16 protein-coding genes are annotated in these 14,406 nt (G+C 44.3%); 7 read left to right on the top strand and 9 right to left on the bottom strand.

Going from position 1 to position 14,406, the window contains the following annotated elements; translation table 11 throughout:
• Positions 1-39 precede the first annotated feature (39 nt).
• The 5 genes from AS888_RS09240 (at position 40) to AS888_RS09220 (ending at position 4,228) form a co-directional block, all read left to right on the top strand.
• Complete coding sequence (locus AS888_RS09240) at positions 40-1,461, top strand: amino acid permease (RefSeq protein WP_061141894.1); 1,422 nt, start codon at positions 40-42, stop codon at positions 1,459-1,461.
• Positions 1,462-1,509: 48 nt separating this feature from the next.
• Positions 1,510-2,364: a tryptophan 2,3-dioxygenase gene (gene kynA, locus AS888_RS09235; RefSeq protein ID WP_061141893.1), complete on the top strand. Its 855-nt coding sequence runs from the start codon at positions 1,510-1,512 to the stop codon at positions 2,362-2,364.
• 24 nt (positions 2,365-2,388) lie between these two features.
• Positions 2,389-3,015: an arylformamidase gene (gene kynB / locus AS888_RS09230; RefSeq protein WP_061141892.1), complete on the top strand. Its 627-nt coding sequence runs from the start codon at positions 2,389-2,391 to the stop codon at positions 3,013-3,015.
• Positions 3,016-3,189: 174 nt separating this feature from the next.
• Positions 3,190-3,435: a DUF2164 domain-containing protein gene (locus AS888_RS09225; protein ID WP_061141891.1), complete on the top strand. Its 246-nt coding sequence runs from the start codon at positions 3,190-3,192 to the stop codon at positions 3,433-3,435.
• A gap of 160 nt (positions 3,436-3,595) precedes the next feature.
• Positions 3,596-4,228 carry a LysE family translocator gene (locus AS888_RS09220; protein WP_061141890.1) on the top strand — a complete coding sequence of 211 codons (633 nt, stop codon included), beginning with the start codon at positions 3,596-3,598 and terminating at the stop codon, positions 4,226-4,228.
• A 174-nt stretch (positions 4,229-4,402) separates the two neighbouring features.
• On the opposite strand, the gene AS888_RS09215 is transcribed toward AS888_RS09220, so the two are convergent.
• On the bottom strand, positions 4,403-5,254 hold the full coding sequence (locus tag AS888_RS09215) for an MBL fold metallo-hydrolase (RefSeq protein ID WP_061141889.1): 852 nt from the start codon (positions 5,252-5,254) through the stop codon (positions 4,403-4,405).
• 71 nt (positions 5,255-5,325) lie between these two features.
• Entirely contained in the window at positions 5,326-6,756 is a 1,431-nt protein-coding gene (locus AS888_RS09210; protein WP_260320174.1) for a phospholipase D-like domain-containing protein, read from the bottom strand.
• A 186-nt stretch (positions 6,757-6,942) separates the two neighbouring features.
• Here AS888_RS09210 and AS888_RS09205 point away from each other — a divergent pair, with 186 nt between their 5' ends.
• Positions 6,943-7,383, top strand: coding sequence for a hypothetical protein (locus AS888_RS09205; protein WP_061141888.1), 441 nt, complete (start codon positions 6,943-6,945; stop codon positions 7,381-7,383).
• Between the two features lie 252 nt (positions 7,384-7,635).
• Here the strand turns inward: AS888_RS09205 and AS888_RS09200 are convergent, their stop codons facing one another.
• The 6 genes from AS888_RS09200 to AS888_RS09185 all read right to left on the bottom strand — a co-directional run bounded on the left by AS888_RS09200 (position 7,636) and on the right by AS888_RS09185 (position 13,167).
• Positions 7,636-8,196 carry a peptidoglycan-binding domain-containing protein gene (locus AS888_RS09200; RefSeq protein ID WP_260320173.1) on the bottom strand — a complete coding sequence of 187 codons (561 nt, stop codon included), beginning with the start codon at positions 8,194-8,196 and terminating at the stop codon, positions 7,636-7,638.
• Between the two features lie 165 nt (positions 8,197-8,361).
• Positions 8,362-8,883 (bottom strand): DUF4871 domain-containing protein, encoded by a 522-nt coding sequence (locus AS888_RS09195; RefSeq protein ID WP_061141887.1) that lies wholly within the window; start codon positions 8,881-8,883, stop codon positions 8,362-8,364.
• 160 nt (positions 8,884-9,043) lie between these two features.
• A complete protein-coding gene (locus AS888_RS25640) occupies positions 9,044-9,193 on the bottom strand; it encodes an FbpB family small basic protein (RefSeq protein ID WP_100530648.1) in 150 nt (49 codons plus the stop codon).
• 4 nt (positions 9,194-9,197) lie between these two features.
• The gene (locus AS888_RS25005) at positions 9,198-9,353 is read right to left on the bottom strand and encodes a Fur-regulated basic protein FbpA (RefSeq protein WP_081092368.1); all 156 of its coding nucleotides are present in this window, start codon (positions 9,351-9,353) and stop codon (positions 9,198-9,200) included.
• On the bottom strand, positions 9,334-9,885 hold the full coding sequence (locus AS888_RS09190) for a flavodoxin domain-containing protein (RefSeq protein ID WP_061141886.1): 552 nt from the start codon (positions 9,883-9,885) through the stop codon (positions 9,334-9,336). Before AS888_RS09190 ends, AS888_RS25005 begins: the two co-directional genes overlap by 20 nt.
• Before the next feature lie 246 nt (positions 9,886-10,131).
• Positions 10,132-13,167: an efflux RND transporter permease subunit gene (locus AS888_RS09185; RefSeq protein ID WP_061141885.1), complete on the bottom strand. Its 3,036-nt coding sequence runs from the start codon at positions 13,165-13,167 to the stop codon at positions 10,132-10,134.
• A 266-nt stretch (positions 13,168-13,433) separates the two neighbouring features.
• Here AS888_RS09185 and AS888_RS09180 point away from each other — a divergent pair, with 266 nt between their 5' ends.
• Positions 13,434-14,099, top strand: a complete 666-nt coding sequence (locus AS888_RS09180) for a cupin domain-containing protein (RefSeq protein ID WP_061141884.1) — start codon at positions 13,434-13,436, stop codon at positions 14,097-14,099.
• A gap of 81 nt (positions 14,100-14,180) precedes the next feature.
• Here AS888_RS09180 and AS888_RS09175 read toward each other — a convergent pair whose 3' ends face one another.
• Positions 14,181-14,366: a hypothetical protein gene (locus AS888_RS09175; protein WP_061141883.1), complete on the bottom strand. Its 186-nt coding sequence runs from the start codon at positions 14,364-14,366 to the stop codon at positions 14,181-14,183.
• Positions 14,367-14,406: the final 40 nt, after the last annotated feature.

The following is a 14,406-nucleotide window of genomic DNA, read 5'->3' as shown; positions in this document are numbered from 1 at the left end:
AAGGTTTGATTGGCTTTACATAAAGAAAGGGGATGAAATATGGAGAACAACAATATACAATTGAATAGGAAAGATGATCCAGAAAAAGGATTGAAGCGATCATTGGAAACCAATAAGCTTTCGATGATTGCCATGGGCTGTGCCATCGGGACGGGTTTATTCCTTGGCAGCGGGCTTGCCATTCAAGCGGCAGGTCCAAGCGTATTGCTCAGCTATGCACTGGGGGCGTTCATTGTCCTGCTGTTGATGGGCTGTTTGGCAGAAATGACAGTGGCTCATCCCACTTCCGGATCGTTTGGGGCCATTGCTGAAACGTACGTGAATCCCATGGCGGGTTATCTTGTTCGCTATTCTTACTGGATAAGCAATGTCTTGGCTGTTGGCGTGGAAGTTAGCGCAGTCAGCGTGTATATGAAATATTGGTTCCCTGCCGTACCGGGAATCGTATGGATTTTACTGTTTGCAGGTGTCCTTATTTATGTAAATGCCACTAGCGTAAATACCTTCGCTACATTTGAATATTGGTTCTCCTTTCTTAAAATAAGTGCCATCGTTGGTTTTATCCTCCTTGGAGCCTATGTACTACTCGGTACATCCGAACAGCCACATATAGGACCGGAGAACTTCGTGAATGAAGGCGGTTTTTTCCCATTTGGCTGGTGGGGAATGTGGGTAGCCGTATTCATTTCATTATTCAGCTTTCTTGGAACAGAAATGATAGCGATTACATCAGGCGAAGCAAAAGATCCCGATGTAGCCGTTCCGAAAGCATTAAAAGCTACGGTTTTTCGTTTATCCACTTTCTATGTCCTGACAATTGGGATCATGTTGATGATCGTTCCATGGAAAACAGCTGGAATCGAGGAAAGCCCCTTCGTAAAGGTGATGGAGATCTTGAACATCCCCGGTGCTTCCGGAATCATGAATTTCATCATTTTAACGGCCGCGCTATCTGCCATGAATGCTCAGCTCTATGCTTCGACACGCATGATGTTTTCGTTGGCGCGGCGGGAAAATGCACCTAGCATTTTAGGGAAATTAAACAAAAGGAACGTTCCGGCAAATGCACTGGCTGTCTCGACAATGGGGATTTTCATTGCTGCAGGTGTTCATGCTTTACTTCCAGGTTCCTCCTATGCCTTCATGATGGGCATTTCCATGTTCGGTGCCATCTTCACTTGGTTCATGATCTTCATCTCCCATTTGTATTTCAGGGTGCAATGGGAGAAATCAGGCGGCCGTAGGCTACCGGTAAGAATGATTGGCTTTCCCTATCTAACCATTTTAGGTGCAGGCCTTTTATTCTGCCTGATGATTACGACTTGGTTTACGGATTTCAAAATCATGCTTCAATTCGGGGTTCCTTGGCTGTTATTTTTATCTGTTGCTTATTTCGTTTCGAAAAAAAGAAATTCGATCCAGCATCCAGGACAGGAATCTCCCAATAAAAAGATAAATTAGAATGACATATCACCGTCTTTGTATATGAAAAGTGAGGGGATTAGCGGAATGAAGAATAGGAATGACAAGGAACAAAACGGATCTGGACTAGAAAGAAATATCCAAACCGATTTTCAAAAATCGATGTCTTACGGGGATTATCTCCACCTCGATCAGATTTTATCGAGTCAGCATAGGTGCTCCGATCATCATGATGAAATGCTTTTTATCATTATCCATCAAACGAGTGAGTTATGGATGAAACTCATTTTACATGAATTGAAAGCTGCGACGGAGTGCATCCGCCATAACAATCTGGAGCCCTCGTTTAAAATGCTGTCACGTGTTTCGAGAATCCAACAGCAGCTGATTCAGTCATGGAATGTCCTTGCAACCTTGACTCCGGCTGAATACATGGAGTTCAGGGATAAACTGGGACAATCCTCAGGATTCCAATCCTATCAAAATCGCCTGATTGAATTTGCGCTGGGAAACAAAAATGCCCATACGCTAGCAGTCTATCAGCACGAGGCCGACCTCTTTGAGCAAATGCAGCAGGCCCTTCATGAGCCAAGCATCTATGACGAGGCGATCACCGCTCTTGTCGCGCGTGGTCTGCCTGTTGATCAAGACGCCATCAGTCGCGATTGGTCGCAAAAATATGAACCGAATGCCAGTGTCGAGGATGCATGGCTGACCGTTTATCGCGATGTCGAGCAATATTGGGACTTATACGAGCTCGCAGAGAAGTTAGTGGACATCGGCCACCAGCAGCAATTATGGCGCTTCAATCATATGAGTACGGTCGAAAGGATCATTGGCAACAAAACCGGAACCGGTGGATCATCCGGTGTTACGTATTTAAAAAGGGCTCTCGACCAACACTTTTTCCCAGAACTTTGGAGCTTAAGAACGAAGCTTTAAGAAGAATACTGCTGGAGGTAACGCATGAGTACATGGATTGATATTTCACAGCGACTGGATGAACAAGTCGCAACTTGGCCGGGCGATAAACCATTCTCATACAAAGTAAGCTGGAGCAAGGAAGAAAGCGGATCGGTCAATGTAGGCCACATCAGCATGAGCGTCCATACTGGTACACATATCGATGCACCGTTTCATTTTGATAATGAGGGCAAACGGGTGATTGAATTGGATCTCGATTTATATATCGGGTGTTCCCGTGTCATCCACTTACCAAACAGGACGAACATAGGCGTCACTGATTTGGCCAATCACGACCTGCAAGGCGTGACCCGGCTGTTAATTCGGACGGATGCTTGGAAGGATAGGAGCGTATTTCCGGAAACCATTCCCCCTATCCAACCGGAAATAGCCACTTATCTTTCAGGTCTTGGCATTCGGCTTCTTGGCCTAGATTTACCTTCGGTCGATCCATTGGACAGCAAAGAGCTGTCTGCCCATCATGAACTTGCCGTCCATGGAATTCACATTCTTGAGGGCCTTGTTTTGGACGGGATAGATCCCGGGAATTATGAATTGGCTGCCCTTCCCCTGCCATTGGTTCATGCAGATGGAAGCCCGGTTCGTGCTGCATTGAAAAAAATCCCTTGAATGGGATCATCCGAAAAAACGGAAGTGGCTCCCGGATCATGCGGGAGCCATTTTTTTTATCACGGTGTCGCCGACGGGCTATGTACATAAATTTTTTTGAAAATCCAGCCTGTGATTATCTCGGCTCCACATGTATAGTTAGAACTACTAAACTAATTTCAAGGAGTGTTCTGAATGTTTATAAAGCTAACAAAAGAGCAACAGGAATTAATGATAGCCGATATCCAATATTTTTTTTCGCAAGAAAGAGATGAGGAAATAACTGAATTCGCTGCAGAACGAGTATTGGACTTCGTTAAAGAATCGCTCGCCCCCCATTTCTATAACGCCGCCGTCCATGATGTCAAACATGTCGTCGAACAGCAATACTCTTCCCTTGAAGATGAAATATTAACGCTCGAACGCCCGATTAAAAGATAAGCGATTTCACGAGCCTTGATTTATTGAAACTCGCGAGTAAACGGCTGAAATTCATAAATAAAACGCCCCATTGATGAATTTTTGCCTTTCGTCGCTCCCTCAACTGTGTTTGTTTATGTTATAATCTTCTGAATTCAACAACAAGAATGGAGGTCCGTATATGGATAACTTTTATTTGTTCGTGCTTATGTGCATTCTTCTCATTCTTTTGCCTGGTCCGGATACGGCAATAGCCACTAGGAATACGGTTACCGATGGGACGAAGGGTGGGTTTAAGACGATGCTGGGCACTTGCTGCGCCTTGCTTATTCATACTTCAGCAGCCGTGTTTGGTCTTTCTGCGATCATCGTGAAGTCGGCTTTGTTGTTTTCCGTCTTCAAATATGTGGGGGCCGTTTATCTGGTCTATCTAGGGATCAAAACGTTATGGGGATTAAAGAATAATCAAGCCGACAATGGCACAGTGGTACCCGCGAAAAGCAGGTATGAGAGCCATTCATGCTTCAAGCAGGGGTTTCTTACCAATTTACTCAACCCTAAAGTGGCCGTGTTTTTCTTGACTTTCCTGCCTCAGTTCGTGGATCCGGGCAATAAGACCTTTTTGCCGTTTTTGATCATGGGGATAACGTATACCGTTTTGACGGCGTTGTGGTTCATTTTTTATATCTATCTGTTGAACCAGATCAGCACTTTTATGAAAAAGCCGAGGACGCAGGCTATTTTTGAAGGACTGACTGGAACCGTTCTGATTGGTTTTGGGATAAAGCTGGCACTGGAAAAAGCCCATAATTAATTGGAACTGCACATCAATTGAGACATCTGTCATAATTGGTGTGCAGTTTTTCCCCATCTGAATGGGAGATATTCTTTTAATTGCTATCGGATTAAACGCTTGGCCGAATGGAGATTCCGGCATCATCGGTCATGACGCTTTCCGTTCTCCCCTTTCCCCTCTTCATATTGCCTTTCATTCAACGTATCCATTCACAAAAAAACCAATCGTTTCGAGTTCATGTTCCGTTAATTCCCGGTTTGCCTCTGTTGCCAAATCCCGCTCGATTTTGGCTCGATCTCCTCGATGCTCGACGACAGCTCTGGTGCATTGTTTCATCAAATTTAGTTCAGCCTCCATTTCCTGCTTCGTGCAAGGCTGATCATGATGGGAAAGGATATATGTATCGGCATCATAGGCTTCCATTTTCTCGACGAGCCTCGAGGCCTGTTCAGCGGTATAATTCCATTTTTCCGCATAGAGATTGGCGTATAAGCAGTCTCCAAGAAATAATGTTTTTTCCTCTGGAACATAAATGATACAGGAATCCTTGGCATGATCACCGCCGACGTGATCAATTATACAGGTTACATCGCCGAGATCGATCGTCAGCTTTTTTTCAAACCTGATATCGGGCAGCGGCATGGAAATTTCTCGATTTCTTCCAAGCTCCAGCTTGATGGCATCCGCACAAAATGGGATCTCCGTGCCTTCTTCAACCCGCTCGTCAAGAGCTTGATCTTCCCAAGAGAGCGGCTGCATTTCCTTAATATGCTGATAGGTTTTTTCGTGACAAATGACTGGAATTCGGATATGCTCCAGTCCGAATACGTGGTCCCAGTGGGAATGGGTCAATACAAGCAAATCCCCGTTTATATCATGTTTAAGCAATTCGTCCTGAAAGAGCTGTGCATGCCCCACGGAGTTACCGGCATCGATGAGGAGCGTTTTCTTGTTTCCCGTGACGGCGGCAAGAACCGGCCGATCCGTTTTTTGGACCGGCGTCAGGTAGACGATATGTTTCGAAAGGTGCTGTAAAGTTTGCATGATTGTTTCTCCTTCGGATAGGTATTGTGGATGGAAGCCTAAGTATACCAAACCGGTGCAATTCCATGGCATTAAATGAACCTGTTGCAATATACCGTTATTTTAGAGAGAGCTTTCAAAAAAGTGGCTTTAAAGTAGGATTCATCCTTTTTTATGTCTTCCGGTGGCTCGATATATTTTTTATCGGCAGCAACTAGTGTACTATCCGCAATTTTCGAATCCATCGCCTCAATTAACTGCGAGGCGAATGGTTCACTATCAATGATCACCATCGATTCCGTATTTAAAAAGGCAGATCGTGAATCCAAATTGAAGGAACCGACTGCACTTAACCGTCCATCATATACTACTGACTTCCCATGCAATGAATACAGCTTCGAATATTCATAAAGCCTTGCCCCTGTCTCGACGATACGATCCCTAAGCCCTAAATAACCGGAAAAAGCGATCACATTCGGAGTCGAAGTCACCGAATTGGTCAATATCGTCCACTCGGCTTCAGCATCCAGCCGGTTTGGCACGTACTCCTCCAACATGTCGGCCGGGACGATATAAGGGCTCTGGATGAATACCGATTGCTTCGCCTCCGCTGCAATATCCACTAATGATTTCCACACAAAAGGATATTTATAGAAACGCTCGATTGGATTATGAAGGAAAGAAACTTTTTGCGTAGTGGCTGTTGACGTGTTCCAATCGTTGATCGGATGAACGAAATCGGCATTCGCATGCCGGGCCTCACGATATTGACTGGATAATCTCGCCCTCATCTTTTTTCCTTTTTCCGTTTGTTTCTTGGAAAGATCCGCAAAAACCTCGCTCGTATATGGATGATTCCATAATTCATTCAAATAGCCCTTCATATCAACGATGACACTGTCTTCTTCTTGTTTCGCATTAAAAATCAGGACATCGCGGTCGTAGACAAAATCCTTAGGCGGCTTGCTTGCCAAATACTTATCGGCAATATTCCTGCCCCCGATGATGGCTAACTTGCCGTCCACTGTCATGATTTTGTCATGAAGCCGATTGTGCCAGGTCCATGGCCTGAATGGCTTGAAGGTTTCGTAGTACCTTAATTCGATATTTTCATGTGATGACAATGCATAGCGGGCATTCCGCAATTCACCCCTCAGGCCATGGCAAATTCCGTCCAGGAGGATCCGGACCTTGACGCCGCGATCGGCTGCTTCGATCAAAGCTCCCAGAAGCAGTTCGCTCGTTTCCCCTTTTGCGATGGAGTAGTAGGCAACATCGATCGATTCCTTCGCTTCCTGAATCATTTGCATGCGGGCCAGTCCTGATTCATATCCGTCTTCAAGAAGCTGCACACGATCGACGGTTGATCCTTTTGTTCCCATATAGGTACTTATGTGATCCGTCATCCTGCCTGCTTCTTTTTCCTTGGGAAAGCAGAAAATGACCACTGCCGCCACCACTACATAAAGAAAATATACTAAAAGAACAAGTAAAAAACCCTTCCATGCCATTTTGGCAGCCACTGACCATCCCCCCTTACCCGATATGTTACTACTATTCGTAATAAGCAAGGCTGCTATTCAGTTTAAATAAATAACCCTACCTGGCGGCTGAAATGCTGGAAACTTGGACATTTATTTTTTTAAAAAATGTGACAAAGTCGTGAACATGTAAGCAGTTGCATACTATTATATAGAAGGAGGGATTTTATGAATAACAAAATAAGCATCTTCAATTATTGCTTACCATTAGGTGTGTCAGAGGTGTTCTTCTTATCCAGCTTTTATCTTTCCATCCTAGACGTCTCTCTATTTGCTTTAGCTTTACCCTTTTCCGCCTTGTTTCTCCTGATATCCGTGTACCTATTCCTTCGAACGAATAAAGCGGCCAAAGCCCTACTTAACCAAGAAGAACGAAGAAGGGAAATTCATGCCTTTTACCATCAGTCCTTCGGGATTTTTGCGATCATTTTCGCTGCGTTACTTTTTGCTTCCTTAGCTTATATTCCCCTAATGGAAAACGGAGGGCACTTCTACCTTCTTTATTGTTTACCCATGGCGTTATGCTGCTTGATTCCTGTGGTCGCCTCTTATAAAGGGATGAAACAAAATAAACTGGAAATCGATCGGAATGCAACGACGAAAATCTAGATTTTACCAAAAAATAACAAGCACGGGAGTGACAATCAACCTCACTGCATTACTGGGTGAATAGGAACAAAGAAAACAGACATAAAAAAAGACACTGGTTTAACCAGCGTCTTGACTGAACAGCAAACTGCATAACGAGTGGCGGCTTTCCGTCGTAAGTCAGTAGCCACTAAGATCATGAAAGTAACCCAACCCTCCACGCATCTTTCCTGGTGGTGTGCAGGGGGTTGCTTTTTTTTATACCAAAACTGCTTATTGCTCCACTACTCGGCCATCTTTATATATGTTGAACCAGCCGATCGTACCTGTACCGCCTTGATCGATCCAATCCTGGTTGGCAGCTTTAAATAGGTAATAAGCTTTTCCTTTGCCATCTTTCAGCAATCTGCCGTCACCGCTAAATACGATTTTGCTCCCTAGCTTTTTCTTGCCTAGCGCAATTGCATCCTTATCCGTGAACTGTTTTCTTTCGACCTTATTTTCATCCAAGGCTGCCCATGTCTTCGGCCCGACGATACCATCCGAGCTCAGATCGTGCTCCACTTGAAATTCCCTAACGACATTTTGCGTTTGCGTACCAAAGATGCCATCAACACCCACGGTATATTTAACATCCTTAAGGCTTTGCTGCAGGTCGGTTACATAGCTTGAGCGCGAGCCTTTGCGGAGGGTCGGACGCGTTTCCGCCTTCGTTTCGATTTTCTGGACTTGGCTATCCTTTGAAGCTGCGTGGGTAATTGATGCAGCCCCTGTACCTAGTGGCGCAGCCATCAAGGCAACGGCAGGAATCATCACCAATAATTTTTTCTTCACTGTCCTATTACCTCCATTCATATAATCATCAGCTGATTTTCCGACTATCTTTCTATGGAGCACATTCATTATAACGTATGCGCTTGATTTATTGGGTTTAAATTACTTATTTTTAATAAAATGGTAATAAGTGTTCACGAGAGCCGAAGGTCTTCTGACTGATAGTCAAGCGTTGACCTCGATTACCAAAGTATCGAATAATTGGCCATCGATATAAACCAATATCGCCCATTTACCTGCTTTCGGCAACACAACGTTAGTGGGCAGGCTGGCATCCGCTCCATTAATTTTACCGCCGCCAATCCCGTTCCTTGACCAAACTCCTTCACTGAAAACGGGACTGATATCCTTCGATTCTTTATGATAGCCGACAAGAGACAATGGCCCCTCATCCATCCCCCAAAAGTGCCACAGCCATTTTTGGATTTCGTTTGCCTTTAATTCAGGTCCGATTATGCCGACTTTGTTCTCATTTCCTGACATGGCGCTGCCTGTATTTGTGTCAAACTCAGCGGCCGTCATTTCCCAATCGACCTCTTCAAAATCCTCTTCCGCAACAAAGCCGGGCGCATCATTGGAAAGATTCTGTTTAGGGGATTGTTGGGACTCCGGAACATTGGTTGCGGTACAGCCACTTACACCCATTAAACATAGCAATAAGAAAACCAGCCCTTTTTTCCCGCTCATAACTAAATTCCACCCTTTCTTTATCGTTTCATTTTGGACGCCGGCTGTTGACCTTCTTAGCAACCTAGCTCTATTGGTAAATTATAACATACTGAAAGAATAGACGTTTCATTCCATAGAAAAAACCGAAATCAACGCTGGATTTCGGTTTTACATGAACTCATGAGTGCACTTGCTTCGTTTTTTTGACTTCAACGACGGCCTTTTGATCGATTTTTGTAAAAATGCGCTCGACCTCCGTTTTATCATGCAACAAATGCTCGCGGTTTTCATTTAGCAGTTCTTTATACGATTTTCTTCTCCTAGACATGCTTTCATTCACCTCTCAAACGATTGAATTCTCTCTGCAGGACAACCATCGGCAGTTCGTAGAGCTGTTTATTATATTTCTTGAATAGGCCAAATTTCAGAAGTTCTTGGATAAGTTCTTCTTTCTTCCATTCTCTCTTATTATTTAATTGGGTAATCATCCATCACCCTCCTTAATAAGTAGGCAGTCTTTCGGTACTTATGGTTATTTTGCATCCGATTCCAAACGAGATACCGCCATTTCTTCCTTTTGCTTCCCCAACTAAGAGCCCGATCTGCAAAGTCTTCACATTGCCTTACCCGATCGTGTGCAGGTGCTCCCTGATCGATTTTCAAAACACGATCATAAACAGCAAATCCACATTGCTTCATCTTATTGGAGAGGATATTGATGGCACCGCAAGGCTTTGGCTGGCTCAAGTCACCTGCACCGAATAATGCGACCTTCACTCCATGAAAGTTGGCTTGATCGAGCTCTTCATAAAATTCGTTTGCCTCATATGGCAAACCTCCTTGATTCCATGTATATAAACCGATGAAGGACAAATCGAACTCCTTCAACGCTTCCACTTCTACCGTATCCAATCTTTCCATATATACGTCACAGCCGACAGCCAGCATTCGATTCTTTATGTTTACAGCCATTTTCTCGGTATTACCGGATAAACTGACGTAACCAATGAATACCTTCATCTATATCGCCCCCTAATGGAGAATAGCTTTCATTATACCTCTACTATAAATGAAAATGATTCTCATTGTCAATTATATATCCCCATAAATTTGATTCAGGATGAACGGAAAGGCCGGTTATGATTTTTTCACCCAAGTCATTGGTACGATTAGTCTCCGTTGGCCTTGCAATGATTGACAGCTCCAAAGAAAAAAGGGTTGCAGGGAAGGCGTCTCGTTCCCTGCAAACCTTTTGATAAAGCTTCCTTACATTTCGGCGCTCTCGCTGACGGGCTCATTCTTTTTCATTCTCTGTTTCTTTGATTTTTTGAAGTACAGCAATTCATAGATACATGGAATGACGATGAGTGTGAGCAGCGTAGAAACTGCCAGCCCGCCAATGACAACGATGGCCAGGCTTTGTGAAACGAGGCTTCCCGTTTCGGCCTTTTTATATAAAAGAGGCAGCATGGCACAAATGGTGGCTACAGCCGTCATGATGATCGGACGGAATCTTGTAGCTGTCGCTTCAATGATTGCATCCCGGATGATCATACTATCTTCGTTTTGCCTGACACGATCGAGAAGCACGATCGCGTTAGTCACGACGATTCCTATCAGCATGAGTGCGCCCAAAAGCGCTGTAATATCCACGGAAATCCGGCTGATGACCAATCCCAGCACTGCGCCGATTGCAGCGAACGGCAATGAAAATAGAATCGCGATTGGTGCCTTCATTGACTTGAATGTAAGAACCATGATCAGAAAGACAATGCCTATCGATAGGAACATCGTCAGGAACAAATCGGAAAAATCATCCGTCCGCTGAGCACTTGCTCCCCCGACATAAATATCTACATCCTTGGGAATCTTAAGGCCCTTGGTCTCTTTGTCTCCAAATATCTCAGCATTGACTTTATTTGAAATGTCAGACAGTTTAGCCGGATCTACCGTTGCCGTCAATCGGAGATACGTTTCTCCATCTTTATGGAACTGTGTCGTGGCACTCTCTTCGCTCGTCAATGAAGCGACTTTTGAGACTGGGACTAAACCGCCATCTGTCATAATGGGAATATTCTTTAAGTCATTGGGTTTTTTCGGATCCAAAATAGGTTCAAGTATTACCGGTGTCTGCTTATCCGCAAGCTTCATATGGCCAATCGGGGTTCCATTCAGCATGACACCCAGTTGTTGGCCTATTTGTTCTGCATTTCCTTTGGCCGGATCCACCTTGAAAGAATAAATGGTTTTCTTTTCATCCTGGTTCGTTGCAACATCCTCAATTCCCTTAATATCTTGAATGTTTCCTTTGATCTTATTGGCGGTCCGCTCCAAATCCCCCACATTCTTGCCAATGACATCGATCGTTATGTTCGTCTTTGAAGCCCCCATCATGAATGAGGAAGCGCTGGCTGTAAGCTTTGCCTCGGGATAGTTTTCTTTTTGCTTGTCGATTTCCTCCAGTATTGCATCCATATTTGCTTCATCTTTGACTAAAATACCGAAAGTCGCTTCCGTAGGCGAGGTGACGGCGCCATATTGAGCCGCTTCGGCAGAGTTTCCTAATTGCATGAACACATTATCCACTTCGCTCAAATCACGCATTTTTCCCTCGAGTTCAATTGCCTTCTCTTTTACTTGATCAAAGGGCTCATCATTTGGATAAGTTAATGTCACGGATACATAATCAGCTGAAGAATGATCGATCGCCCCTTTTGGCATCGCAAAATATGTACCAATCGAACCGACGAACAAGAGCAGCGCAATAATCAAGACAAACCATTTATGGTTTAATGACCAAGTGACAAGCTTCGTAAAATGCTTGGCCGGTCGATGTTTTCGCAGCTTCGCCCGTTTCAACAATCCCGCACTCATCAATGGAACGACCGTCAATGCGACGATCAAAGATGCCAGCAAAGAATACGTGACGGTTAAAGCAAAGGGAAGCAGGAATTCCTGAAGCCCGCCATTCAATAAAGCGACCGGCAAGAAAACGGCTACCGTCGTAAGCGTTGAAGCCGTGATTGCCACTCCGACCTCTTTTACCGCACCCATTACCAATTGGACCGATATCTTCTCCTGCTGCATTTTCCGGAAAATATTTTCAATCACAACAATGCTGTCGTCCACCAAGCGTCCAATCGCTACCGCAACACCGCCCAGCGTCAAGATATTCAGCGTCACCCCCGACAATGAAAGCAAAAATAAAGTAAAGCCAAGTGATAACGGAATCGATACGATCGTAATGAAGGTAGAACGTACATTTCGTAAAAAAACCATGATGACGATCGTGGCGAATAGTGCACCGAGCAGCACTTCTTTAACCATCGAATGGACGGAGGTCTCCACCATATCCGCTGTAGATAAATAGACGGTCGATTTCTGTTCCTTGTACTTTTCATTGATTTCCTTTGTTACCTTTTCAACTTCTTTACTGATTGTGACAGCATTGGATTGACTGTCCTTGATGATGCTGATATCGATGCTTTCTTTTCCGTTAAAACGGCTGATGAGGTTACCATCCTTCGCTTCTGCCACTTTTGCTATGTCTCCAAGTGTGACATCTGATGTGACCTTCAGCGCTTTTACTTTTTCTATGCTCGTTACATCACCGATGACCTTAATATTACTTGTCTTCCCATCGATCACCTTCTCACCAACGGCTAGAGCGGCATCCTGTCCGTTCAGTACGCTCATGACATTTTGGATCGAGACGTTCTTTTTAGACAATTGTTCATTATCGACCTTGACAGAAAGGACCGATTGGGAGATTCCAAATGTCTGTACATCCGAAACTCCTTTAATATCTTTATATAGAGGCTCCAGTTCCTTCTTCGTAAGATCCAAGCTTTCAGCTGTCAAGCCATCCTTGAACGTCACAGCTATGAACGATATCGGAATCATGGATGTATTTAACTGGGTAACGGTAGGCTTTGTCATACTTTGCGGCAACGCCACACTGCTTAAAGCCTCTTGAACATCCAGTTTTGCCTGTTTCATATCCGACCCTGATTCAAAGGAAAGATCGATTTTTGAAAATCCATCGCCAGTGGTCGAGTACATGGCACTCTTTCCTTTTACTCCCGTAACCGCGCTTTCAATCGGTTCGGTAACCTGCGCTTCCATCGTTTTCGAATCCGTGCCCTGACCCATCGTGATAATCGTAACTTGTGGATTATCGGCAGAAGGTAAAAATTCCATCGGCAGCTTAAAATAACTGATGATTCCGATCATTAAAATAAAAATGGTTACCAATGAAACGGCAGCCTTGTTCTTGAACGACCACTTTGTAAGAAATTCCACGTACACACCACCCCTGATATCATAGTCAACTAAATTATTCCAGTTTTTATATTACCATATATTACTAATGTTGACTAAGGGGTTTTATAACGATTTACCTAAAATTTAATATTCATTAATGAAAAAATACCTACTTTGGATCGATTCGTCGACACCTCTCTCTCACAATTTCAAACAATCCATGATATTCATTTCACAAATCACATCGCCCAAGATTTTCACATATAAAATAAGCATCACCAACATTAGTAAGGAGGAGATTGACCGTGAATCCTGGTTATGTTCCAGATAACAAGAACCTAAAAAAATCAAGTGGTACCCCGAATCTCTTTTTTGACTCAAGAGATAATGTTTTTTTCGAGCGCAATCCAAATAATGTCGCTTATGAAGTCACCTCGACCCAGTTACCGGCAATGGTCGGCGGGGCTTTTGTGGACCTGTATCTAACCAAGGGACATATACGGGAACCTCATTGGCATCCGAATGCCTGGGAGCTGGATGTCGTGGTTTCCGGCGAGGCCCTGATCTCCATCGTTGATCCCGACACGAAGAAATTGCATAACTATGTAGCCAAACCCGGTCAGGTCGTCTTCATTCCGATGGCTTGGTGGCATTGGATCAGACCCGTTTCACAAGAACTGCATCTCCACCTCTTTTTTAACAATGATCAATTCGAAACGGCGGAAGGATCCGACATGTTGCGTCTGACGCCGCCAGAGGTGTTCCAGCTTTCCTATGGCGTCAATGCCGAGAAAATCGCCGATTCATTGGCGCCCATTAACGAGTCGGTCGTCATCGGCCCCCCTGCGAGCCATACGAAAAATCAGGTCCCACACTATCCGGACCGGAACGAATTAACATACACGGAAAGACCCCATGGAAAAACGGAAGGAATAACGATTAACATCAATGATAAACCGATCGATTACTAATGGAATATATTCGGTATGGCAGTTTAGGATTACACCCCACAGAAAAAAAGGCTGCCACTGCAGCCCCCAACTTTTTGGCCATCACCTGAAACCTCTGAAGAAAAGCAAAATGATCGCCGAGATGATCAAACCGATAAATAATAAAGGCCCGATGCCTGAACTATACACGAAGTATACCGTAATATGGCGAAAGGCCATCACAACAAGGTAGAGGAATAGCAGGATGCACAAAATGATGACCAGAGCGGCATTTTTATTCCGATACAACGTAACCAGCCCCAATTTACAAGCATTATTTACAAGAAGG

Origin of the sequence: Peribacillus simplex, assembly GCF_001542915.1 — a bacterium.
In the GTDB taxonomy this organism is placed as follows: domain Bacteria; phylum Bacillota; class Bacilli; order Bacillales; family DSM-1321; genus Peribacillus; species Peribacillus simplex_B.
Note: the sequence above shows the minus strand (reverse complement) of the source record. Positions and strands in the feature narration are given on the sequence as shown.

Excerpts from the sequence above, each read along its gene's own strand:
- AS888_RS09240 (WP_061141894.1), top strand. The coding sequence starts at position 40 with ATGGAGAACAACAATATACAATTGAATAGGAAAGATGATCCAGAAAAA.
- kynA (WP_061141893.1), top strand. The coding sequence starts at position 1,510 with ATGAAGAATAGGAATGACAAGGAACAAAACGGATCTGGACTAGAAAGA.
- kynB (WP_061141892.1), top strand. The coding sequence starts at position 2,389 with ATGAGTACATGGATTGATATTTCACAGCGACTGGATGAACAAGTCGCA.
- AS888_RS09225 (WP_061141891.1), top strand. The coding sequence starts at position 3,190 with ATGTTTATAAAGCTAACAAAAGAGCAACAGGAATTAATGATAGCCGAT.
- AS888_RS09220 (WP_061141890.1), top strand. The coding sequence starts at position 3,596 with ATGGATAACTTTTATTTGTTCGTGCTTATGTGCATTCTTCTCATTCTT.
- AS888_RS09215 (WP_061141889.1), bottom strand. The coding sequence starts at position 5,254 with ATGCAAACTTTACAGCACCTTTCGAAACATATCGTCTACCTGACGCCG.
- AS888_RS09205 (WP_061141888.1), top strand. The coding sequence starts at position 6,943 with ATGAATAACAAAATAAGCATCTTCAATTATTGCTTACCATTAGGTGTG.
- AS888_RS09195 (WP_061141887.1), bottom strand. The coding sequence starts at position 8,883 with ATGAGCGGGAAAAAAGGGCTGGTTTTCTTATTGCTATGTTTAATGGGT.
- AS888_RS25640 (WP_100530648.1), bottom strand. The coding sequence starts at position 9,193 with ATGTCTAGGAGAAGAAAATCGTATAAAGAACTGCTAAATGAAAACCGC.
- AS888_RS25005 (WP_081092368.1), bottom strand. The coding sequence starts at position 9,353 with ATGATTACCCAATTAAATAATAAGAGAGAATGGAAGAAAGAAGAACTT.
- AS888_RS09190 (WP_061141886.1), bottom strand. The coding sequence starts at position 9,885 with ATGAAGGTATTCATTGGTTACGTCAGTTTATCCGGTAATACCGAGAAA.